At 62.4% G+C, this 19,797-nt stretch carries 21 protein-coding genes; 14 read left to right on the forward strand and 7 right to left on the reverse strand.

What is annotated here, in order from left to right; genetic code table 11:
- Window positions 1-46 precede the first annotated feature (46 nt).
- From Q7T10_RS00535 to Q7T10_RS00575, 9 genes are all read left to right on the forward strand, one after another.
- On the forward strand, window positions 47-1,294 hold the full coding sequence (locus Q7T10_RS00535) for an HD-GYP domain-containing protein (protein WP_304744735.1): 1,248 nt from the start codon (window positions 47-49) through the stop codon (window positions 1,292-1,294).
- A gap of 271 nt (window positions 1,295-1,565) precedes the next feature.
- Window positions 1,566-2,879: an NAD(P)/FAD-dependent oxidoreductase gene (locus Q7T10_RS00540; protein ID WP_304744737.1), complete on the forward strand. Its 1,314-nt coding sequence runs from the start codon at window positions 1,566-1,568 to the stop codon at window positions 2,877-2,879.
- Complete coding sequence (locus Q7T10_RS00545; protein WP_304744739.1) at window positions 2,876-3,667, forward strand: DUF1365 domain-containing protein; 792 nt, start codon at window positions 2,876-2,878, stop codon at window positions 3,665-3,667. Before Q7T10_RS00540 ends, Q7T10_RS00545 begins: the two co-directional genes overlap by 4 nt.
- Before the next feature lie 16 nt (window positions 3,668-3,683).
- A complete protein-coding gene (locus Q7T10_RS00550; protein WP_304744741.1) occupies window positions 3,684-4,916 on the forward strand; it encodes a cyclopropane-fatty-acyl-phospholipid synthase family protein in 1,233 nt (410 codons plus the stop codon).
- A gap of 19 nt (window positions 4,917-4,935) precedes the next feature.
- Window positions 4,936-5,505: a chalcone isomerase family protein gene (locus tag Q7T10_RS00555; RefSeq protein WP_304744743.1), complete on the forward strand. Its 570-nt coding sequence runs from the start codon at window positions 4,936-4,938 to the stop codon at window positions 5,503-5,505.
- A gap of 7 nt (window positions 5,506-5,512) precedes the next feature.
- Window positions 5,513-6,802, forward strand: a complete 1,290-nt coding sequence (locus tag Q7T10_RS00560; protein WP_304744745.1) for an MFS transporter — start codon at window positions 5,513-5,515, stop codon at window positions 6,800-6,802.
- Window positions 6,799-7,338, forward strand: coding sequence for a DUF3833 domain-containing protein (locus Q7T10_RS00565; protein WP_304744747.1), 540 nt, complete (start codon window positions 6,799-6,801; stop codon window positions 7,336-7,338). The genes Q7T10_RS00560 and Q7T10_RS00565 overlap by 4 nt, the downstream gene beginning before the upstream one ends.
- Before the next feature lie 87 nt (window positions 7,339-7,425).
- The gene (locus Q7T10_RS00570) at window positions 7,426-8,205 is read left to right on the forward strand and encodes an SDR family oxidoreductase (RefSeq protein WP_304744749.1); all 780 of its coding nucleotides are present in this window, start codon (window positions 7,426-7,428) and stop codon (window positions 8,203-8,205) included.
- Window positions 8,202-8,645 (forward strand): nuclear transport factor 2 family protein, encoded by a 444-nt coding sequence (locus Q7T10_RS00575; protein WP_304744751.1) that lies wholly within the window; start codon window positions 8,202-8,204, stop codon window positions 8,643-8,645. The genes Q7T10_RS00570 and Q7T10_RS00575 overlap by 4 nt, the downstream gene beginning before the upstream one ends.
- A 22-nt stretch (window positions 8,646-8,667) precedes the next feature.
- Here Q7T10_RS00575 and Q7T10_RS00580 read toward each other — a convergent pair whose 3' ends face one another.
- Complete coding sequence (locus tag Q7T10_RS00580) at window positions 8,668-8,886, reverse strand: hypothetical protein (protein ID WP_304744753.1); 219 nt, start codon at window positions 8,884-8,886, stop codon at window positions 8,668-8,670.
- Window positions 8,887-8,997: 111 nt separating this feature from the next.
- Window positions 8,998-9,612, reverse strand: coding sequence for a glutathione S-transferase C-terminal domain-containing protein (locus tag Q7T10_RS00585; RefSeq protein WP_304744755.1), 615 nt, complete (start codon window positions 9,610-9,612; stop codon window positions 8,998-9,000).
- A gap of 96 nt (window positions 9,613-9,708) precedes the next feature.
- On the opposite strand from Q7T10_RS00585, the gene purB reads away from it, so the two are divergent.
- A complete protein-coding gene (gene purB / locus Q7T10_RS00590) occupies window positions 9,709-11,088 on the forward strand; it encodes an adenylosuccinate lyase (protein WP_304744757.1) in 1,380 nt (459 codons plus the stop codon).
- A gap of 85 nt (window positions 11,089-11,173) precedes the next feature.
- Window positions 11,174-11,734 (forward strand): YaeQ family protein, encoded by a 561-nt coding sequence (locus Q7T10_RS00595; RefSeq protein ID WP_304744759.1) that lies wholly within the window; start codon window positions 11,174-11,176, stop codon window positions 11,732-11,734.
- Between the two features lie 43 nt (window positions 11,735-11,777).
- Here Q7T10_RS00595 and Q7T10_RS00600 read toward each other — a convergent pair whose 3' ends face one another.
- A complete protein-coding gene (locus tag Q7T10_RS00600; RefSeq protein ID WP_304744761.1) occupies window positions 11,778-12,209 on the reverse strand; it encodes a DUF3717 domain-containing protein in 432 nt (143 codons plus the stop codon).
- A 115-nt stretch (window positions 12,210-12,324) separates the two neighbouring features.
- Between Q7T10_RS00600 and Q7T10_RS00605 the strand changes: the two genes are divergently transcribed.
- Window positions 12,325-12,831, forward strand: a complete 507-nt coding sequence (locus Q7T10_RS00605) for a hypothetical protein (protein ID WP_304744763.1) — start codon at window positions 12,325-12,327, stop codon at window positions 12,829-12,831.
- Window positions 12,832-12,885: 54 nt separating this feature from the next.
- A complete protein-coding gene (locus Q7T10_RS00610) occupies window positions 12,886-13,236 on the forward strand; it encodes a phage holin family protein (protein WP_304744765.1) in 351 nt (116 codons plus the stop codon).
- On the opposite strand, the gene Q7T10_RS00615 is transcribed toward Q7T10_RS00610, so the two are convergent.
- Window positions 13,207-14,652 carry a M48 family metalloprotease gene (locus Q7T10_RS00615; protein ID WP_304744827.1) on the reverse strand — a complete coding sequence of 482 codons (1,446 nt, stop codon included), beginning with the start codon at window positions 14,650-14,652 and terminating at the stop codon, window positions 13,207-13,209. The genes Q7T10_RS00610 and Q7T10_RS00615 overlap by 30 nt on opposite strands.
- A gap of 182 nt (window positions 14,653-14,834) precedes the next feature.
- Complete coding sequence (gene tfpZ, locus Q7T10_RS00620; protein WP_304744767.1) at window positions 14,835-15,608, reverse strand: TfpX/TfpZ family type IV pilin accessory protein; 774 nt, start codon at window positions 15,606-15,608, stop codon at window positions 14,835-14,837.
- Between the two features lie 80 nt (window positions 15,609-15,688).
- Here tfpZ and moaC point away from each other — a divergent pair, with 80 nt between their 5' ends.
- Window positions 15,689-16,180 (forward strand): cyclic pyranopterin monophosphate synthase MoaC, encoded by a 492-nt coding sequence (moaC, locus tag Q7T10_RS00625; protein WP_304744769.1) that lies wholly within the window; start codon window positions 15,689-15,691, stop codon window positions 16,178-16,180.
- On the opposite strand, the gene Q7T10_RS00630 is transcribed toward moaC, so the two are convergent.
- Together Q7T10_RS00630 and Q7T10_RS00635 are read right to left on the reverse strand one after the other, a co-directional pair.
- Window positions 16,177-17,832 carry a Wzy polymerase domain-containing protein gene (locus Q7T10_RS00630; RefSeq protein ID WP_304744771.1) on the reverse strand — a complete coding sequence of 552 codons (1,656 nt, stop codon included), beginning with the start codon at window positions 17,830-17,832 and terminating at the stop codon, window positions 16,177-16,179. The two genes, moaC and Q7T10_RS00630, sit on opposite strands and share 4 nt — an antisense overlap.
- A 99-nt stretch (window positions 17,833-17,931) precedes the next feature.
- Window positions 17,932-19,644 carry a PglL family O-oligosaccharyltransferase gene (locus tag Q7T10_RS00635; RefSeq protein WP_304744773.1) on the reverse strand — a complete coding sequence of 571 codons (1,713 nt, stop codon included), beginning with the start codon at window positions 19,642-19,644 and terminating at the stop codon, window positions 17,932-17,934.
- Window positions 19,645-19,797: the final 153 nt, after the last annotated feature.

The raw sequence follows: 19,797 nt of genomic DNA on the forward strand, positions 1-19,797 counted from the left end.
CGCGTTGCCAATGTTTGCGCGTGAATTGGCATAATTCCCTCACCTCATGAATCTCGTTACCGTCAACGTCGACACCATTCGCATCGGCCATCCCCTGCCGTTCTCGCTGCGGGATGAGAGCGGGGTTTTGCTGGCGGCCAAGGGCTATGTGGTGGACAACCGCGATGAACTGGAGCTGATGGTCGGGCGGCGCACCAATCTGTTCATCGATGTCACCGAGTCCGAGAGCCATCACCGGGCCTATGTCGGCAAACTCCACACCCTGGTGCGCGAGGACCGGCCACTCGGACAGATTGCGGAAAGCCAGTTTTCTTCCCTCGAACTGGCGAGCAGCCGCGACACCACCGGCACGGGAGAGCCTGACTGGCTGGACCTGCAGGTGCAGGCGCATGCCATGCTGCGCGACAGCAACCCGGCGAGCTTTCGCGACCGGCTGGACAGGCTGCAGGCGCAGCTCAGCCGGCATGCGCGTCTCAACCCGGATGGCACCCTGTTTGCGCTGATTCACCTTTCCAGCAGTGAGGTGCAGTTGTACAGTGCGACCCACGCCATGCTGGTGAGCGTCATGTGCAGCCTGGCCGCACGGGAAGTACTGAAATGGCCCGCCGAAATGGAGGCCACGCTGTGCAGTGCCGCGCTGACCATGAACATCGGCATGACCGAGCTGCAGGACCGGCTGGCGGTGCAAAAAGAGCCGCCCAGCCCGGAGCAGCGGCGACAGATCGACCAGCATGCGCTGCGCTCGGTGAGGCTGCTTGAGCAGCTGGGGGTCAACGACTCCTGCTGGCTTGAAGCCGTGCTGGACCATCACACCAAGACGCCGGGCCCGCTGGCCGCTCGCGGGCAAAGCCAGCGCATGGCGCGTCTGATCCAGCGTGCTGACATGTTCGCAGCACGCCTGGCGCCGCGCGCCTCGCGCCCGCCCGAGCTTCCGGCGACCGCCATGCAGGCCAGTTATTTTGATGAAAATCGCCAGATCGACGAGGCCGGTGCGGCGCTGATCAAGGCCGTGGGAATTTACTCACCAGGCTCGTTCGTGCGCCTGGCCACCAACGAGATTGCCGTCGTGATCAAACGCGGCGCCAACACCACGACCCCGCGCGTGGCCATCCTGATCAACCGTGCCGGCATGCCGACCGGGGAGCTGATCGTGCGCGACACCAGTCAGCGTGACTTCCGCATTGTCACCAGCGTCGCGGAGCGCGACGTCAAAGTGAAGATCAACCTGCAGCGCCTGCTGGTACTGACCAAGGCACCCGCGTCAGACCGCCTCTGGCAGGGACAGGGGCGCTGACGCCAATCGCGCGGTCAGCCCCCGGCTCCAGTTTCCTGCCCAGTTCCTTTCGATAGCGCTTGAGTTCCTGAACGGCCGCAGAACGGCAGCCCGACCCGGCGGCGTTTGATGCCCCTGATTTAAACAGGGGATAAAACCCTTTCATCCGATTTAATACCATGCAGTCACAAAAATACTGTATAGTTCAAATCACGATGAAAACCCATGCTTTTACCTCCCTTTGTCGCCCACTGCCCGCTGTGACGGCGGCCTTTGCCGCGGACTGCGCGCCATGAAGATCGCGATCGTCGGTTCGGGCATCTCCGGTCTGGCCGTCGCCCACGCCTTGCGCGGTCAGGCCGACATCACGCTGCTGGAGGCCGGTGACTACTTTGGGGGCCACACGCACACCGTGGACCTGACCCTGGACGGGCCCGCGGGTCCGGTCACCCACGGCATCGATACCGGCTTCCTGGTCTTCAATGAGCGAACCTACCCGCAACTGATCAAGCTTTTTGCCGAACTGAACGTGGCCACGGCCCGTTCGGACATGTCGTTCTCGGTGCAGGTGCCGGGTGCGCGCGCCGGTAGCGCGCTGGAGTGGAGCGGCTCGTCCCTCAACACGGTCTTTGCCCAACGCAGCAACCTGGCCAACCCGCGGTTCATGCGCATGCTGCGTGACGTGCTGCGCTTCAACCGCCTCGCCACCGATATCGCCGAGCGCGGCGAGGAAACGCAGCTGATGCAGCCGCTGGGTGACTTCCTGACGCAGCACGCCCTGTCTGCGGAGTTCAGGGACTGGTACTTCCTGCCGATGCTGGGGTGCATCTGGAGTTGCCCCACTGACCAGATGCTGCAATTCCCCGTGGCCACCATGATCCGCTTTTGCCACAACCACGGTCTCATCCAGGTGACCAAGCGACCGCAATGGTGGACGGTGGCGGGTGGGGCACGGCACTATGTGGAAAAGATCGTTACCCACATCGCGGACAAGCGGCTGCGCAGCCCGGTGCAGCGCATCGCGCGCGACGCCTGGGGCGTGAACATCACCGTGCGCGGCCAGACCGAACGCTTTGACAAGGTCGTGCTGGCCAGCCACTCGGACCAGTCGCTGGCCATGTTGGGCGACGCCAGCACGCCTGAGCGCGAGACGCTGGGCGCCATCCGCTACCAGCCCAACCGCGCCGTGCTGCACACCGATGCCTCGGTCTTGCCGCGCAAACGCCGCGCCTGGGCGGCCTGGAACTACGTAAGCGCAGCCCAGCATGGCGGCACACGCCCCGATGAAACCCGGGTCTGCCTGCACTACCTCATCAACATGCTGCAGCCCGTGCCCTTCACGCAGCCGGTGCTGGTGTCGCTCAATCCGCAGCATGAGATCGATCCGCGCCAGGTGCATGGCAGCTTTGACTACGCGCACCCGGTGTTCGACGTGGACGCGATTCGCGCCCAGGGACGGGTGCCGGCGCTGCAAGGCCAGCGGCACACGTATTTCTGTGGCGCCTGGACCGGCTATGGCTTCCATGAGGACGGGCTGAAATCAGGGCTGGAGGTGGCGGCGCGACTGCAGGCGCTGATCGCCATGCCGGAGAGGTTAGCAGCATGAACCTGAGCGCAGCACTCCCAACTCGGCAACCCGCTGCGCTGATGGGTTTCGGCGAGGTGCGCCATACGCGGCTGGCGCCGGTGCGTCACGCCTTTGCCTACGGCACTTATTTCCTGATGCTGCCCATGCGCACCCTGCAGCGCGAAGGCTTTGGAGCGCTCGCCCACAACCGCCTTGCCGCCCTGAGCTTTTACGACGCTGACCACGGCGATGGCCGTAGCCCGCAACAAGGCGGTGCATTGGCCTGGCTGGATGAACTGCTGCGAAACGAGGGCATTGACGGCGCGGACGGCGAGGTCTGGCTGCATTGCTACCCGCGCGTCCTGGGCTTCACCTTCAAGCCGGTCAGCTTCTGGTATTGCCACCGGCTGGACGGCACGTTGCGTGCCATCGTGGTGGAAGTGAACAACACCTTTGGCGAGCGCCACTGTTACCTGCTTGATGCACCCAGGTTCGGCGTGGAGCAGCGCGCCGCCAAGGTGTTTCATGTGTCGCCGTTCTGCCCGGTCGAAGGCGGCTACCGCTTTCGCTTCATGGTCACGCCGGACCGCAGCCGCACCGTGGCGCGCATCGATTTTGACGACGCGCAGGGGCCGTTGATCGAGACCAGCGTCAGCGGCAACTTGGAGCCCTTGACGGCGCACGCCATGCGCCGTGCGCTGTGGCGCTACCCGGCGATGACGTTCGGCGTGGTGCTGCGCATTCACTGGCAGGCGCTCAAGCTTTTTCTGAAAAAAGTACGCTTTTTTGGCAAACCCAAGCCGCCCCAATCCTTCACCACCCGCTGAACTCCCGAGGTCCACGATGAATAGCACCAACAGCACCACGGTCCCGCCCTTTGCGATTCCCCAAGGCACGCCCGCGGCCGCGCGCAGCGTGCTGAAACTGTTGAAAGGGCTGCGACACGGCAGCCTGACGCTGCAACTGCCCGACGGTTCGATGCACCGGTTTGGCAGCGAGGCCTTGCCGCATGCGACGTTGCACCTGAACAACTGGAACGTGTTTGCCGCCGCGCTCAAATCGGGTGATATCGGTTTTGCCGAGAGCTACATCGCCGGCGACTGGACGACACCCAACCTGACCGAGTTGCTGCGCGTGCTGGTAAAGAACCGTGCCGAAGTGGAGGGCGTCATCTACGGCTCATGGGCCGGGCGCTTGCTGTACCGGATCAAGCACCTGCTCAACCGCAACACGCGCGCCAACAGCCAGAAGAATATCCACGCCCATTACGACCTGGGCAACGGGTTTTACCGCCTGTGGCTGGACGAGACCATGAACTACTCGGCGGCCATTTTTGACGGTGACCTGAGCCAGCCGATGGCTCAGGCGCAAAAAACCAAGGTTCGCCGCGCGCTGACGCTGGCCGGTGTCCAGCCGGGCGACCGGCTGCTGGAAATCGGTTGCGGCTGGGGCGCACTGGCCGAGATGGCGACCACCGAATTCGGCGCCACGGTGGCGGGCGTCACGCTGAGCACCGAGCAACTGGCGTTTGCGCAGGAGCGCATGCAGCGACTCGGCGTGGCCGACAAGGCCGACCTGCGCCTGCAGGACTACCGCGACATCCAGGACGCGCCCTTTGATGCCATCTGCTCGATCGAAATGGTAGAGGCAGTCGGGCGTGAGTACTGGCCCACCTACTTTGCCACGGTGGCGCGTCTGCTCAAGCCCGGTGGGCGGGCCTGCGTGCAGAGCATCGTGATCGACGACGCCCTGTTTGAGCGCTACGTGGGCTCCACCGACTTCATCCAGCAATACATCTTCCCCGGCGGCTGCCTGCCGTGTCCGCGCGAAATGCGCCAGCAGGCCGCCGCGGCGGGGCTGGAGGTGATCGACGAATACGCCTTTGGCCAGGATTACGCCGAGACGCTGCGGCGCTGGCGCGACGCCTTTCTGGCGCACCGGGCGCAGGTGCTGCAAAACGGCTTTGACGAACGCTTTGTGCACATCTGGGAGTTCTACCTCGCCTACTGCGAAGCGGCGTTCGACGAGCGCAACATCGATGTGGTCCAGTACACCTTTCGCAAACGCGGCGCCTGAGCCTGCCCGCGTTGACCCCATGCCAAAACGCCGCACCCTGTTGAGCGCCTGCGCTGCCAGTCTGCTGACGGGCGCCAGCCTGACGCTGCCACGCCAGGCGCTTGCGCAGGCCGCCCCGCCCGCGGAGCTCGCCACCGAGCTGCCCGGCGCACTGTGGGCCGGCTCGGCACGCATGCGCTTTTTCGGCCTTGATGTTTACGACACCACGCTGTGGGTCGCGCCCGGCTTTCGCGCCGGCAGCTATGCCCAACACGATCTGGCGCTGGCGCTGACTTACCTGCGCGGCCTGTCCGGGCGCGCCATCGCGCAGCGCTCACTGAAGGAGATGGGCCGCCTGGGCGACATCAGCCCCGAGTCGGCGCAACGCTGGCTCGCTGCCATGCTGGCGGCCTTTCCCGATGTGAAGGTGGGCGACCGCATCACCGGGCTGCACAGCCCCGCGGCGGGCGCGCGTTTCTGGCACAACGGCCAGCCCCGCGCTGCCATTCGGGACCCGGAGTTCAGCCGCCTGTTCTTTGGCATCTGGCTGTCCGAATCCACCAGTGAGCCGCAACTGCGCAGCGCCTTGCTGGCACAGACCCGCCCCTAGCCACGCCATGAGCAGCCCTGTCTTGAGCGCCGCGGTCCTGCGCCTGCGTTTTACCTGGCGCGATGGCTGGCGCTATGGCCTGATGGGATTGCCGCTGGCCTTTGTTGCCTTGCCGCTGTATGTGGTCTTGCCCAACTACTACGCCCGCACCTTCGGTGTGCCGCTGGCGACACTGGGCGCGGTTCTGCTGGGCGCGCGCCTGTTCGACGCGTTCATCGACCCGCTGCTGGGGCGCTGGAGCGATCGGCTGTTTGCCCGCTCGCTCAATGCGGTGCTGGCGTGGGGTGCAGCCGCCGCGCTGGTGCTGGGTTTGGGGTTTGCGCTGTTGTTCTTTCCGCCAACGCGCCAGATGCCGGCGCTGGTGCTATGGGCCACGCTGTGCCTCATGCTGACCTATACCGCCTTCAGCGCCCTGAGCGTCATGCACCAGTCGTGGGGTGCGATGCTGGGTGGCGACGAGGGCCAGCGCAGCCGCGTGGTGGCGTGGCGTGAGGGCCTGGGCCTGCTGGGCGTCATCCTGGCATCCATTGCGCCGGCAGCCTTCGGTTTGCCTGCGACAACAGCTCTTTTTTTCATAGCACTCACCGGCGGTTGGTTGGCCTGGCGCAGCGCGCAGCGACCCCGCGCTGCGGGCGCCTCCACGCGAGCTGGCCAGCCCTACTCGGTATGGCTGCCTTTTTCCCGGCCCGGCTTTCGCGCCTTGCTGGCCGTGTTTGTGGTCAACGGCATCGCCAGCGCGGTGCCCGCCACGCTGATCCTGTTTTTTGTGCAGGACCGGCTGCAGGCAGCACCCGCCACCGAGCCGCTGTTTCTGGGCAGCTACTTTTTGTGCGCGGCGCTGGCGATTCCCCTGTGGCTGCGCCTGGTGCCACGCATCGGGCTGGCGCGCACCTGGGGCGTGGGCATGCTGCTGTCGATCGCGGTGTTCGTGTTCGCATCGACCCTGGGCAGCGGCGACGTGGCGGCCTTTGTCGTGGTGTGCGCGCTGTCGGGTGCCGCGCTGGGCACCGATCTGGCCCTGCCCGGCGCGCTGCTGGCCGGCACGATCGAGCGCGGCGGCGACCGGGGGCGTGCCGAAGGCGCCTACTTTGGCTGGTGGAACTTTGCCACCAAACTCAATCTGGCCCTGGCGGCCGGCGTGGCACTGCCGGTGCTGGGCGCCCTGGGCTACGTGCCGGGTACGCGTGACGAGGCCGCCCTGCAAACCCTCACCCTGGCCTATTGCCTGCTGCCCTGCGCGCTCAAGGCGGTGGCTGCGGGCCTCCTTCATACCCTCATCATCCGAAAGACACCATGACAAGACGACGCATCCTGGTGGCCGCCGCCATCGCCACTTCCGCCCTGATCCTCGGTGGCTGCGCCTCGCAGCAAATTGACGCTTACGCCACCGAGAAGCCGGTACTGGATCTGCAGCAGTACTTCAACGGCACGCTGGACGCCTACGGTGTGTTCACCGACCGTTCCGGCACCGTGGTCAAGCGTTTCACCGTGGTCATGATCTGCAACTGGAATGGCGCGCAGGGCGTATTGGACGAGACCTTCACCTACGCCGATGGCAGCACGCAAAAGCGCATCTGGAAGCTGCAAAAACAGGCGGATGGCCGCTTCACCGGCCGCGCCGACGACGTGGTGGGCGAGGCCCTGGGCGAGAGCCGCGGCAACGCCTTTCACTGGGCCTACACGTTGCGCCTGCCGGTGGACGGAAAAGTCTACGAAGTCCAGTTCGACGACTGGATGTACCTGATGACGGACAAGGTGATGCTGAACAAGGCAGCGATGAGCAAATTCGGGGTGCGGCTGGGCGAGGTCACGCTGTCGTTTGTGAAACGTTGAGGCCTGCCTTGAATTCAATCAAAACAGGCCACAGCCCCCGCTGCAATTGCGCAGGCCACTACAAAAACAATAGCGAAAGTTGACTTCATGGCCTTCTTCCCCGCACTGAATCCCCCGATCAAAGACTGGCACGGCAAGACAGTGTGGATCCTGGGCGCCTCCACGGGCATCGGTCGGGCCACTGCCGCGGCGCTGTACGGCCACGGCGCTCGCGTGATCGTGTCGGCTCGCAGTGCGCAGGCACTCGATGGCTTTGCGCGGCAGTACCCCGGCAGCCAGGCGCTGGCGCTCGACGCCACCGACCCGCAGGCGGTACAGGAGGCGGCGGCGCTGGTGCTGGCACAAGGCCCGCTGGATTGCGTGATGTACTGCGCCGGGCATTACCAGGCCATGCGCGCCGATGCGCTCGACCTCGACGACATGCTGCGCCACGTCCAGGTGAACTACTCCGGGGCCCTGCACCTGCTGGATGCCGTGCTGCCCGCCCTGCTGGCGCGCGGCGCGGGCCATGTGAGTCTGGTGGGCAGCGTGGCCGGCTACCGGGGCCTGCCGCAAAGCCTGGCTTACGGCCCCACCAAGGCCGCGCTCATCAACCTGGCGGAGACCCTGTACCAGGACCTGCGTGACAAGGGCATTGGCGTGTCCATCATCAACCCGGGCTTTGTGCAGACGCCGCTCACCGCCGGCAACCAGTTCAACATGCCCGCGTTGTTGACGCCCGAGCAGGCGGCCACGGCCATCGTGCAGGGATGGGCGCAGGGGGCGTTTGAAATCCACTTCCCCAAACGCTTCACAATATGGATGCAGATCCTGCGCCTACTGCCCGACCGCATGTTTTTCAATCTGGTTCGGCGAACCACCCAATGATGCCAACTGTCAATTCAGCGGCCGTGACCCGCGTCATCGCTTACTTTGAATCGCTCACGCCGCAAAGCGTGGGCGAGCTGGGTGCTTATTACGAGGCGCAGGCGCGTTTCAAGGACCCCTTCAACGACGTGCAGGGTGTGGCCGCTATCCGCCATATCTTTATCCACATGTTTGAGACACTGGAGGCACCTCGCTTTGTGATCACCGGCCAGGTGGTGCAGGACCGCCAGTGTTTCCTGACCTGGGAGTTTCGCTTTCGCTTCAAAAGCTTCTCGCGTGCCTCAGAACAAACCATTCACGGTGGCTCGCATCTGTTGTTTTCCGAACAGGGTCTGATCACGCTGCATCGCGATTACTGGGATGCAGCAGAAGAACTTTACGAGAAATTACCTTGGCTCGGCGCCTTGATGCGCTGGCTCAAGAAGCGCGCCAGCAGCTGAGGCGCCACTTCGGGCAGGCCTCTTAGTCGGCCGGGAATCTGCTGGAAACGCCGCTGGACTGCAGCTCCACTGAGCGGTGCGGCTCCCACCATGCCCGCAGGCTGGCAAACACATTTCTGCATCCCGTGCACCGGTATTGCCCGGTGGTTTGCAGCGCGCCATCCGCGGCGCGGTCAATCATCCGCTGGTAGCTGGTGGCGCCGCATTTGCAGCATTTATAGATTGTTTTGAATATGCCCATGGTGTGCGCACTGTAAGAGCGGGCGCACCAGATGGCGAATCAATTTATGTAAAACAATGTTAACGGCGTGACGCCTGGCCGTTATGCAGCACGCCGTGAGTGGCGCGCCATTCAGACCGGCAGGGTATCCGCGAAACTGGGACGCTGCATCAGCTTGTCATGCAACCGGACCAGATTGGGGTACTCGGTACGCCATTCAATCTGCGGGAAACGGAAGTCCAGATACCCCAGCGCGCAGCCCACGGCGATGTCAGCCAGGCTCAGATGAATGCCGGCGCAAAAAGGCTTTTCGCCCAGTCCCTGGCTCATGGCCTTCACGGATGCCTGCACCTTGCCCAGCTGGCGGTCGATCCAGGCCTGGCTGCGCTGTGCCTCAGTCCGCCCAGCCCAGGTGGCTTCCAGCCGCGCCAAGATCGACGCATCCAGCACGCCATCGGCCAGGGCTTCCCAGGTCTTGATCTCGGCCCGCTCGCGACCCACCGACGGAATCAGTTTGCCCACCGGTGACAGGGTGTCCAGGTACTCGACGATCACGCGCGAATCAAACAGGGCTTCGGCCCCTTCCATGATCAGGCAGGGGACCTTGCCGAGAGGGTTGGAGTCTGCAATCGTGGTCTGCGCCGCCCAGACGTCCTCGGTCACGAAGTCGTAGTCAAGTTTTTTCTCGGCCATGACGACGCGCACTTTACGCACATAAGGGCTGGAGCTGGATCCGATTAATTTCATGGGCTGTTCGTCGTTGCAGGATCGGTCATTCTATCCATTGGGGGTGTGCCAGAGCTTGCCCACGGACAAATGGTGGGCACAACTTACAATCGACCTATGACTTTTTCCGCCATCTCAGCCCTTTCACCGCTTGACGGCCGCTACGCCGCCAAGCTTGCCAAACTCCGTCCTGTCATGAGCGAGCAGGGCTATATGCAGCGCCGCGTTCAAGTGGAGGTGGCCTGGTTCATCGCCCTGAGTGACTGCGGCTTCGCCGAGTTCAGGCCACTGTCGCCCGGAGCACGCACTTACTTGCTGGGCCTGGTCAAACATTTTTCGGAAGCGGATGGCGAAGCCATCAAGACCATCGAAAAAACCACCAACCATGACGTGAAAGCCGTCGAATACTGGATCAAGTCCAAATTTGAGGCCCGGCCCGAGCTGCTCGCCGCCGGGGAGTTTGTGCACTTTGCCTGCACCAGTGAAGACATCAACAACACCAGCCACGCGTTGCAGCTGAAAGCCGGACGGGACCAGGTGCTGCTGCCGGCACTGGACGCCATCATCGCCAAGCTGCGCGACATGGCCCACGCGTTTGCCGACGTCTCCATGCTCAGCCGCACGCACGGCCAGACCGCCAGCCCCACCACCGTGGGCAAGGAAATCGCCAACGTCGTGGTGCGCCTGGTGGCCGCGCGCGACAAAATCGCCAGCATCAAGCTGATGGCCAAGATGAACGGCGCGGTGGGCAACTACAACGCCCACCTGTCGGCCTGGCCCGACTTCGACTGGGAGGCCTTCAGTCGCAAGGTGATCGAAACGCCTGAGCCGCTCGGCTTGGGACTGACATTCCAGCCGTACAGCATCCAGATCGAGCCGCACGACTACATGGCGGAGCTGTTTGACGCCGTGGCCCGTACCAACACCATCCTGATCGACTGGTCGCGCGATGTCTGGGGCTATGTCTCCCTGGGTTACTTCAAGCAAAAGCTCAAGGATGGCGAAGTGGGCTCGTCCACCATGCCGCACAAGGTCAACCCGATTGATTTCGAGAACGCCGAAGGCAACCTGGGTCTGGCCAACGCTTTGCTCCGCCACCTGAGCGAGAAGCTGCCGATCAGCCGCTGGCAGCGCGATCTGACCGACAGCACGGTGTTGCGCAACATGGGTGTGGCGCTGGGTTACGCGGTGCTGGCCTACCAGTCGCTGGGTACCGGCCTGGGCAAACTCGAAATCAATGAGGCGGCGATCGCGGCCGATCTGGACACCTCCTGGGAAGTGCTGGCCGAGCCGATTCAAACCGTGATGCGCCGCTTTGGACTGCCCCAGCCCTACGAGCAACTCAAGAAGTTCACGCGCGGCGAACCCATGACGCGTGAGTTGATGCAGGGCTTTATCGCCAACCTGGAAATACCGCAAGCCGAGAAGACCCGCCTGCTGGCCATGACCCCGGGCAGCTATACCGGCAAGGCCGCCGAGTTGGCTCGCCGCGTCTGACTATGACCCCCACGCTCGGCACTGCGTGTCCTCCCTGCCCCCGAAGTGGGCTGATCCGTCTTGGGGCGGCCCGGCGCCTGATCTGATGGCCATCAAATCCACCATCTTCAAAGCCAGTCTGCAGATCGCCGACATTGACCACGCCTACTACGCCGACCACGCGCTCACTCTGGCGCGCCACCCCAGCGAAACCGACGAACGCATGATGGTGCGGCTGTGCGCCCTGGCGCTACAGGCGCACAAGCTGCAAACCGTGTGCGGCGGCGACGGCACGCTGGCCTTTGGCGCCGGTTTGAGCGACCCCGACGAGCCGGATGTGTGGCTGCGCGACTACACCGGCCAGACCCGTCTCTGGATCGAAGTGGGCCAGCCCGAAGACAAGCCGCTGCTCAAAGCCTGTGGCAAAGCCGATGAAGTCGTGCTGTACTGCTTCAACCATGCCGCCGAGGTCTGGTGGCGCACCATGGAGGCCAAGCTGGCGCGGCCGAAAAACCTCAGTGTGTTCCGGGTGCCGACCGCCGCCGCACAGGCACTCATTCCGATGGCGCAGCGCAGCATGCAACTGCAGGCCACGATTCAGGAAGGCGTGTTGATGCTGGGCGACGGCAAACACAACGTGGACATTGAACCAGTGCGCTGGAAATAAGAGCTAAATAGGCCTCTGGCCCTCGTGGATATTGCCTAAAAAGCTATTTATTTAATAGCACGTCAGAACACCCTTCGGCCGCCCGCTCCGCATATTTGTTGAAGCGCCAGGACGTCCCCTCGATGGTGATGCGGCGCCAGGTCTGGCGTTTTTCAGCCGGGCGCATTTCCGTCCAGTACTGAACTTCGGCAAAAGTCCGCCCGCAGCCTTTGCATTCCTCGTCACCCTGGCTGGTGGAGCAGATCGCAATGCACGGCGTATCTGGCGTGGTGTCGTACCACGCCAGCCAGGCTTGCAGGGCCTGGGGCGGCATCGAGATTTCGTCGGCCTGCACCTCGTGGTAGAACACCATCAGGGCGTACACCTCGGCCAAAGCGCGGGTTTCGGGCGCCAGCGAAAAGCCGTCCGGCGAGGGTTGTCGCTCACGCCAGTAATTGATGGCCGACTCAATGTCGGTGATGTGTATGCCTGCCATGGGGGACGGATCATAGCCCGGCGCGAGGCGAACCCCACATCCACCAGAGAAAAAGCGGCAGCCACTAAAATCCGGGCTGGCACACCGTGCTCCTTTTCACCGAAATGACTCCGCCGTGACCGACTTCGACAGCCCATCGCTCGACCCTGACAACAAGATCCAGCAGCCGCGCCTGTGGCGTGGCGACGGCTGGACCGCCAGCGTCATCAAAAACGAGGACGACGATGGCTGGGCCGTCGCCATGATCAAGGATGCTGAACCCGAGCCCGCCCTGGTGGGGCCGTGGACCATGGGACGCGACAAAAAGAACCCCAAACCGCTGGACGGCCCGGCCTTCAGCACGCTGGTCAAGACGGCGAAGGAGTTTGTGCGCCGGCACGAGCAGCAACTGCACGCCACGCTGCACCAGAGCATTGCGGTGACGTCGCGGGGCGCCCGGGTGACTGTGTCACTCGACATCGTGCCCGATGAAGACAACCCCTACGCCGTCCTGACGGCACAGGATGAAGCCGGCGAGCAGCTGGCGCAGGTACGTGTGGCACCGGCTTTCAAGCTCAACCGGGCCAGCGCCACGGCCTGGGCCGACGGCAACTTTCCCAAACCGGGAACCGCGAACAATTAGCGCGAATTGACGATCATCATGGGCTGCGCGTCTCAGGGTGCTATCCTTTGAGTCATGAAACTTATTGTCAAATGGCTGCTCAGCGCAGCCGCCCTGCTGGCCGTTGCGTACATCTACAGTGGCGTCGAGGTGACCAGCTTCACGTCGGCACTGATAGCGGCATTTGTCATCGGGCTGTTCAACATGATCTTGCGCCCGGTGCTGGTGGTGCTGACCCTGCCGGTGACCGTGATCACGCTGGGTCTGTTCCTGTTCGTCATCAACGCATTGATGTTCTGGGCCTCAGCGAGCGTGCTGGACGGGTTTCATGTGCGCGGCTTTGGCGCCGCCCTGCTGGGGTCGCTGATCTACTCGGTGTTTGGTATCGTGATCGACTCAGCGATCGAGCGTCTGTTCCTTAAATAACAGTTCGACCTGTCGCTGGCGGGTGTCGATGATGGACGCGTCGATGTGGTCCGCAGCAGCTGCGCCCGCACGCCCCTGCCGTATCAGTTCCTGTGCCGCCTTGAAGCGGTCAAGCGCCGCGCCGTAATCCATGAATGCCACCTGTGTCTCGGCATCGGCGCGAATGGCACGCAAGGTCTGTCCCTGCACGGCATAGGCGCCGGAGAGCAGTTGCCAGGCCTGGCCATCACGCGGATGCGCGGCCACCCAGCCTTGCAGGCGCTGCGCGACGTCACCGGCGCGGTCGCTCTGGCCCGTTTGCGTGGCGACCTGTGCCGCCAGAAACAACTCGGGACGACGCACTGCAGCGCCTTCACCGCCGGCATTGGCTGGTCCCGCAGCCGCGTTCAACACGGCGGCCGCACGCGCTGCATCCCCCGCAGCAAGCGCCATTTCAGCCTCCAGCAAACGAGACAGGCGGGCCGCCCGCGCATCGGAGCGAACCAGCACCGTCAACCGCTCCAGGTAGGCTTTGGAAGCAGCAAAATCACGCAGGCGGCTGGCGGCGAGGGCGGCGCCATACAAGGCGGCAACCTGCCGCGGCGCGGCCAGGGTCGCCAGCTTGGCGCCGTCCGCCTCCGTCAGCAAAGCCCGCAAGGCGTCGACGCCCGGATTGGACAGCACGCGGGCACGGGCAGCGACCATCACATGCTCCAGGGCAGGGGCCGCGTCGACAGGGCTCCGTGCAGCCAGTGGCTGGCGCGACCGCATGTCAGCGATCCGCTCGGTGGTGAGCGGGTGGCTGCGCAAATAGGGGTAGGCGCCGTTGTCGTTGAGCCGCGAGGCCTGCTGCAGCTTGTCGAACATCGACACAAATCCCTGTCCGTCAAAACCCGCCTGCGTCATGACCCCAAAACCCACACGGTCGGCCTCGCGCTCCATGTCGCGGGAGAAATTGAGCTGGTTCTGCGCCGCGACGGCCTGGCCGCCCACGATCAGGGCATTGCCGGCATCGGCATTCTTGCTGGCAGCCAGCGCACCCAGAATCATGGCGCCGACCATCCAGGGCGTTTGCTGGCTCTGTTTGGCGATCAGGCGTGAAATGTGCCGTTGCGTGACGTGGCTGAGTTCGTGCCCCAGCACCGAGGCCAGTTCATCCCGGCTGCTGACGATGGCGATCAGACCCAGATGAACGCCCAAGTATCCCCCCGGCAAGGCAAAGGCATTCACGGTCCGGTCACGCCCGAGCATGATCTCCCAGGCAAAACGCTCGTCCAGCTCACTCGACAGATCGCCACGTGCGCGCGCTGCGGCCAGCAGGGGCTGCCAGATGCCCTGCACATATTCGGCCAGCACCGGGTCATCCATATAGTCCGGATCCCGGTAGATCTCGCGGGCGATACGGTCCCCCAGACGCCGCTCGGCGCTGCTCGTCATGTCACTGTTGTCACCCAGCGTAGGCAATTGGGCACTTGGCTGTGCGGACGGCGGTGGCGTTGCGGGGGCACCGCTCTGCGCCTGCAGCGAAATCGGGCTGACGACACCAAACGCTATTAAAAAAATAGCTGCTCGCGCTTTATGGACGAGGGCTAGAGCCCGATTTGATTTGAGTAGCTTGATCAAAATGAGTCCAGTGGCATGAAGGCCAGCACTTCGGCAGTCACCGGGTCCAAGAACACGGTCCAGAACGATTTGCGGCCCACCATCGGCAGGTAGACCAGCGCCTTCGGCGCTCGTCCCGTGGACGCCAGGACTCGGTCGATCTCGCTGGCCTGGTTGGCGAATCGGGTCTTTAGCGCGCTGACCGGTCGGGCTTCCCTGAGTATTTCGGGAATAGCGGCGGCGTAGGGTTGCCACAAGTTGGGCTGGGCGGAAAGGGACAAGCCCTCCAGCGCCACCAAGGTCGCATTCATTTTTTCCTGGCTGTCCCTGAAGGGGCGCAGCGACAACAGGGTCGGGCCCAAAAGCGGCAATGCGTCCACGCCGGGCGGTGTCTTTGCCAGCAACTCAAGCGGCACATCGACCGCGTGCACCACACGAAAACGGTCGTATTCAAACACCATGTGCACCGGTCGCGCGACGAATACCGTCCACAAGCCGTAGCCCAAACCACTGAGCTGGATCAACGCCACCATCACCAGGTCGCGCCGCAACTCGCGCCAGGGCTTGGCGCGGTTGAACACCGCCAAAGTGATCAGCGGCCCGAGGACGACGTCCACCGCCACCACGATCAGAAACAATTCGCGCCCCCCCGAAATCTCCCGATACGGGTAGGGATACCAGAGTCCGAACACCAGCAGGGCGGCCAGTAGCGCGATCACCAGGCTGATGCCAAAATGAATCCCGCTGGCCTTGAGGCGGTCTTTCCAGAAGAAGGCATTGCTGGTTGGCATGGTCGTATGATGCATGGCTGATATGAACGTTCTGTAAATTTGGCATTTGCCAACGGTTTTCCAACTGTAACGAAATCCCCATGAGCTCTCTCACCCATTTCGACGCCCAGGGCCAGGCCCACATGGTGGACGTGGCCGACAAGGCCAGCACGCACCGCATCGGCGTGGCCGGTGGCCGCATTGAAATGCTGCCTGCCACACTGGCGATCATCGAAGCCGGCACCGCCAAGAAAGGCGACGTGCTGGGCATTGCCCGTATTGCCGGCATCATGGCCGCCAAGAAGACCAGTGACCTGATCCCCTTGTGCCATCCGCTGGCTCTGACCCGCGTCGCTATTGATTTCGAAGCTACTCAGGGCGATTCGGCGACGGTTAGCAGCATATTCTGCACTGCGACGGTGGAAACCGTGGGCCCCACCGGCGTGGAGATGGAAGCCCTGACCGCCGTCCAGGTGGCGCTGCTGACCATTTATGACATGTGCAAGGCCGTGGATCGCGGCATGACGATCACCGGCGTCCGGCTGATGGAAAAGCACGGCGGCAAGTCGGGCAGTTTCATCAACGCTGCCTAGGTCGTTGATTGGAAAGGGGGTTTTTGCCCCATTGAAAATCTGCGGCACGGCTGCATGGTGCGGGCGTCGCTCTCCCCCCCAAAAAAACCGCCCTGCCACATTTGTGTATTCGCGTTTTTCTTTTCCCAGCGCGCATGACTTTCGGGAAATGCCGCCCGATAACGCACCAGGTAGTAAGACGCTTCCTCTTCGCGCCCCAGCAGAACGGCGCTCTCAATCAGCTTTTCGATGACACGCGGTTCGGGTGAGAAATGCAGCACTGCCTTTGCGAGGTCATTGATGTGCGCCGCATTGTCGATGGTCAACCGCGTGGTGGTGAGTTCTGCAAAGCGCACCTGATTCTGAAACAACCTCGAGTCACGAACCTTCGCCAGGGTGTTGTCGCGATAGGCCTCTGAGCGCATTTTGGGAATCAGGTAGATCTGGCTGACGCGGTGATAGTCCCAGGCGGCATAGGCAGTAAACATCATCAAAACAAGAGCTACGACAATACGGATACCACGGGCCAGGGCCCGATTTTCATGGATGCTCGGATCTGCTTTTTTTGCCGCAAGGGCCGAGCGCACCGGGGGAGTCATCCACAGCAAGCCAATGCAAAGCCCAAACGCCATCTGGAACGGCCCGTACCACAGCGGGTATTCCAGCATGCTGTGCAGCAGAATGACAGCCAGCACAGCCCAAGCCATCTGGCGGGTCGCGTCAAACTCACGCCAAGGTTTGGCGCGCCACACTAGCCAGAGCGCGCCACCGCAAACAGCCAAGGCAAGCGGAACTCCAAGTTCTACGGCCAGATGCAGAGGCAGGTTATGGGCGTTGTCAAGAATTTCGCAAAAACGCGGACCGGGGTAGAGCGTGATGAAGTGCGCAAAATCCAGCTCACCCCAGCCCCAGCCAAGCCAGGGTTTTTCGGCGATCAAATGCAGCACATTACGCCACAGCGTCAGGCGGCTAGCGCAGACCGGGTCACCGGCATGCAAGCGCGCCAGAATGCCCGTGGCTTTTGGGTCAAGGCCTGCCAATGCAGGCAAGGCCAATGCAGCGATGCAATAAGCCAACGTGGCGGCCACCAGCACGCGACGCGTATCAGTATGCCGCCAGCCACCCCAGTTCAAGACCATCGCCACCAACATCACGAGCTGCACTAGTCCTGTGCGCGAAGATGACGCAGCATTGCCGATCGCCAGGAGAGCTGCCACTGGTGCCGCAAATGGCCAGTTAAGGGGAGTTGAACGCCATGTGCCATCAGATGCAGTGGAAATAGTTTGGGCACGGGCAACCCACCACAGCAAGGCCGCCAGCCCGATGTTGGTCAGGCCTGCAAACTGGTTGCGCTGACGCAGGTTGGCATACGCCTCGCCCAGAGCGGTACTGTTGACCCACGGTGACAGCAGCTGTGCGACACCAAAGTATTGCAGCAAGCCCATCATGCAGCTTATCAAGGCCACGCCAACCCACGCCCCGGCCGACTGTTTGATCAAGCTGTCCGCGTCCAATCGCCACGAAAAAGCCAGCAACACCAGGGCCACACACCCCAGCGTGACCAGACTTTGCACGACCGGCGGGGATGGGCCTATGGCGAAGGGGTTGAGCCACGGCAGCGCAAGAGCCAGCAGCACGAGGGCCTTACTGGTTGACAGGGCGACTAACTTCATTCCAGCATTTGAGCAGACTCGAACGGCACCAGCACGGTTCAATGCGGGCGAACTGAAAGGCAGGTGCCGACACACGGTTCAGACCCACTCCGCGTTGCGTCAAGGCAAGTTCAGACCACGAAGCTGAGGGTATTCTTCGTTTGCCAGATTGACCCAACTTTTTTTGATCTGCGCATATGTCTGCTCTCCATGTAGTGCTCGCATAACGCGCAACTGACGAACTGCTTCATCTGGGTGGCCGTTCAGTGCTAGCGATAGTGCGTAGCGATTTTGGGTTGCTGGCCAAGGGAAACGTATCGCGACTTTTTTGGCCAGATCCAATTCAGCCGCAGTCATATCAGGCTTGGGTACGATTCGGCCCCCACTTAACAACGCGTCGAGTTGCGTCAAAAGGACCACCTGCGGCCTTTGATAACTCGACGGAGTTTTTCCAATTCGAAGCGCCTCGAAGCGCACCACGCGAAAATCTTCTTCGATCGCCATGTATTCAACAACAGACCAGGCCATCACTGCCGTGGTGATTGACAGCATCGCTGCCACTGGTTTCACGCCCAGGCGAAATGCCGGTTTACCCCCCGTCATTCCCTCCAGTGCGCCCAGCGCGAACATCACAGGGGCCAGAAAGTACGCGTAAGCAAACGGGAACTCCAACATTGAATGCACCGCCACCGGCAATGTGACCGCCAGACAGTACCAAGGCAGCAGTTGATTGACAGCCCGTATCCGTCGCCACAGCCAGACAGCCGTGATCAGCACCCCAACCGCAGCAAGCGGCACACCGACACCCAGAGCCAAATCCAACAAAATATTATGGCTGTAGGTGAACGCTTCACTCGTGGCGTAAGCGTGCGCCACAGCGTTGAGCGCGTCCGAAACCCGACCAATACCCCAGCCCCACCAGGGCTGTAGCTCCAACGCGTCAAGCAGTTGAGGCCACACGATCAGACGCGTTCCAGGCTTCGTATTCACTGCCGCGCTGCTGCCCGACATCTCCATTGCGCTGATCAATACTGGCCATAGCCAAAACAGACATAAGAAGCTAAGCGTCGAAAGCGCCATCACCCAAGCTCTCAACTGAAAACCGACCACCCTGCGTTTTGCATAGAACCAAAACACCAGGATAAAAAAGCTTAAGACGCCGGTACGCGATTCCGTAGCCGCCAAGCCAATAGTCAAGGTAAAAAGGATCAAGGCTGCGGCAAGCGCGGGGAGCATCCTGGACTCATACAAGAACACCAGACTGGCGATACCCATCAAAAGCAAGGTGGCGAGCTGGTTGGGTTGCCCGATATTGCCGCCCGGGCGGCGCAATTCCGGCATCCTGCTAATCCAGCTGGCGCCTTCCCACAGGTCAAACACCTGCGCCAATGCCACCACAGTCGACATGAATGCGGCCGCCAATAACGTAAATGCCATCAGCGTCACTGCGGCGTCGCTCTGGTCGCTTGCGGTCTTTCCAGATCCGGCCTGCACGGCAACTGCCTGTCGACCGTAGGCAGCCCCCAGGCTCAAACAAATGATACACAGCAACAAATAGAACCCGATCACCAGGGCATCACCCGCAAAGGTGATCAAACCGACGGTCATCTGCAGCGCGGCAATTACACCCAACGCGAGAATAGGCAGCGTTGACACCGGGAACCACAGCGCCCCGGAGTCCTTCTTTCTGGCGACCTCAAACAAACCACGCCATGCCAATAGCAGTGCTGCGAAAAATGACAACCACTCGCTATGCCAGCTGACCCAGGGCAGAAAGTGGAGCGGCATCATCCAGCTTGCAGCGAGGCATAACAGCGCAATATATTTGATCATGAATGGTCGATTGGTTCGGTGACACGCTTCGTCCTACCGACTTGGAAAACTGAGTGTCACGCTGAAGATCGCTTATTCCTCTTCGTGCGACGCGTGACCATCGTAGTCACTGAACAAGGCTCGGATGACAGTTTTATTGTCCGTCTGTCAGTC

Source organism: Rhodoferax sp., assembly GCF_030646845.1.
Taxonomy (GTDB): Bacteria; Pseudomonadota; Gammaproteobacteria; order Burkholderiales; family Burkholderiaceae_C; genus Rhodoferax.

Excerpts from the sequence above, each read along its gene's own strand:
- Q7T10_RS00635 (WP_304744773.1), bottom strand. The coding sequence starts at position 19,644 with ATGATCAAATATATTGCGCTGTTATGCCTCGCTGCAAGCTGGATGATG.
- Q7T10_RS00560 (WP_304744745.1), top strand. The coding sequence starts at position 5,513 with ATGAGCAGCCCTGTCTTGAGCGCCGCGGTCCTGCGCCTGCGTTTTACC.
- tfpZ (WP_304744767.1), bottom strand. The coding sequence starts at position 15,608 with ATGCCAACCAGCAATGCCTTCTTCTGGAAAGACCGCCTCAAGGCCAGC.
- Q7T10_RS00595 (WP_304744759.1), top strand. The coding sequence starts at position 11,174 with ATGGCCATCAAATCCACCATCTTCAAAGCCAGTCTGCAGATCGCCGAC.
- Q7T10_RS00540 (WP_304744737.1), top strand. The coding sequence starts at position 1,566 with ATGAAGATCGCGATCGTCGGTTCGGGCATCTCCGGTCTGGCCGTCGCC.
- Q7T10_RS00570 (WP_304744749.1), top strand. The coding sequence starts at position 7,426 with ATGGCCTTCTTCCCCGCACTGAATCCCCCGATCAAAGACTGGCACGGC.
- Q7T10_RS00600 (WP_304744761.1), bottom strand. The coding sequence starts at position 12,209 with ATGGCAGGCATACACATCACCGACATTGAGTCGGCCATCAATTACTGG.
- purB (WP_304744757.1), top strand. The coding sequence starts at position 9,709 with ATGACTTTTTCCGCCATCTCAGCCCTTTCACCGCTTGACGGCCGCTAC.
- Q7T10_RS00615 (WP_304744827.1), bottom strand. The coding sequence starts at position 14,652 with ATGACGAGCAGCGCCGAGCGGCGTCTGGGGGACCGTATCGCCCGCGAG.
- Q7T10_RS00580 (WP_304744753.1), bottom strand. The coding sequence starts at position 8,886 with ATGGGCATATTCAAAACAATCTATAAATGCTGCAAATGCGGCGCCACC.
- Q7T10_RS00535 (WP_304744735.1), top strand. The coding sequence starts at position 47 with ATGAATCTCGTTACCGTCAACGTCGACACCATTCGCATCGGCCATCCC.
- Q7T10_RS00545 (WP_304744739.1), top strand. The coding sequence starts at position 2,876 with ATGAACCTGAGCGCAGCACTCCCAACTCGGCAACCCGCTGCGCTGATG.
- moaC (WP_304744769.1), top strand. The coding sequence starts at position 15,689 with ATGAGCTCTCTCACCCATTTCGACGCCCAGGGCCAGGCCCACATGGTG.
- Q7T10_RS00630 (WP_304744771.1), bottom strand. The coding sequence starts at position 17,832 with ATGAAGTTAGTCGCCCTGTCAACCAGTAAGGCCCTCGTGCTGCTGGCT.
- Q7T10_RS00550 (WP_304744741.1), top strand. The coding sequence starts at position 3,684 with ATGAATAGCACCAACAGCACCACGGTCCCGCCCTTTGCGATTCCCCAA.
- Q7T10_RS00555 (WP_304744743.1), top strand. The coding sequence starts at position 4,936 with ATGCCAAAACGCCGCACCCTGTTGAGCGCCTGCGCTGCCAGTCTGCTG.
- Q7T10_RS00575 (WP_304744751.1), top strand. The coding sequence starts at position 8,202 with ATGATGCCAACTGTCAATTCAGCGGCCGTGACCCGCGTCATCGCTTAC.
- Q7T10_RS00610 (WP_304744765.1), top strand. The coding sequence starts at position 12,886 with ATGAAACTTATTGTCAAATGGCTGCTCAGCGCAGCCGCCCTGCTGGCC.
- Q7T10_RS00585 (WP_304744755.1), bottom strand. The coding sequence starts at position 9,612 with ATGAAATTAATCGGATCCAGCTCCAGCCCTTATGTGCGTAAAGTGCGC.
- Q7T10_RS00565 (WP_304744747.1), top strand. The coding sequence starts at position 6,799 with ATGACAAGACGACGCATCCTGGTGGCCGCCGCCATCGCCACTTCCGCC.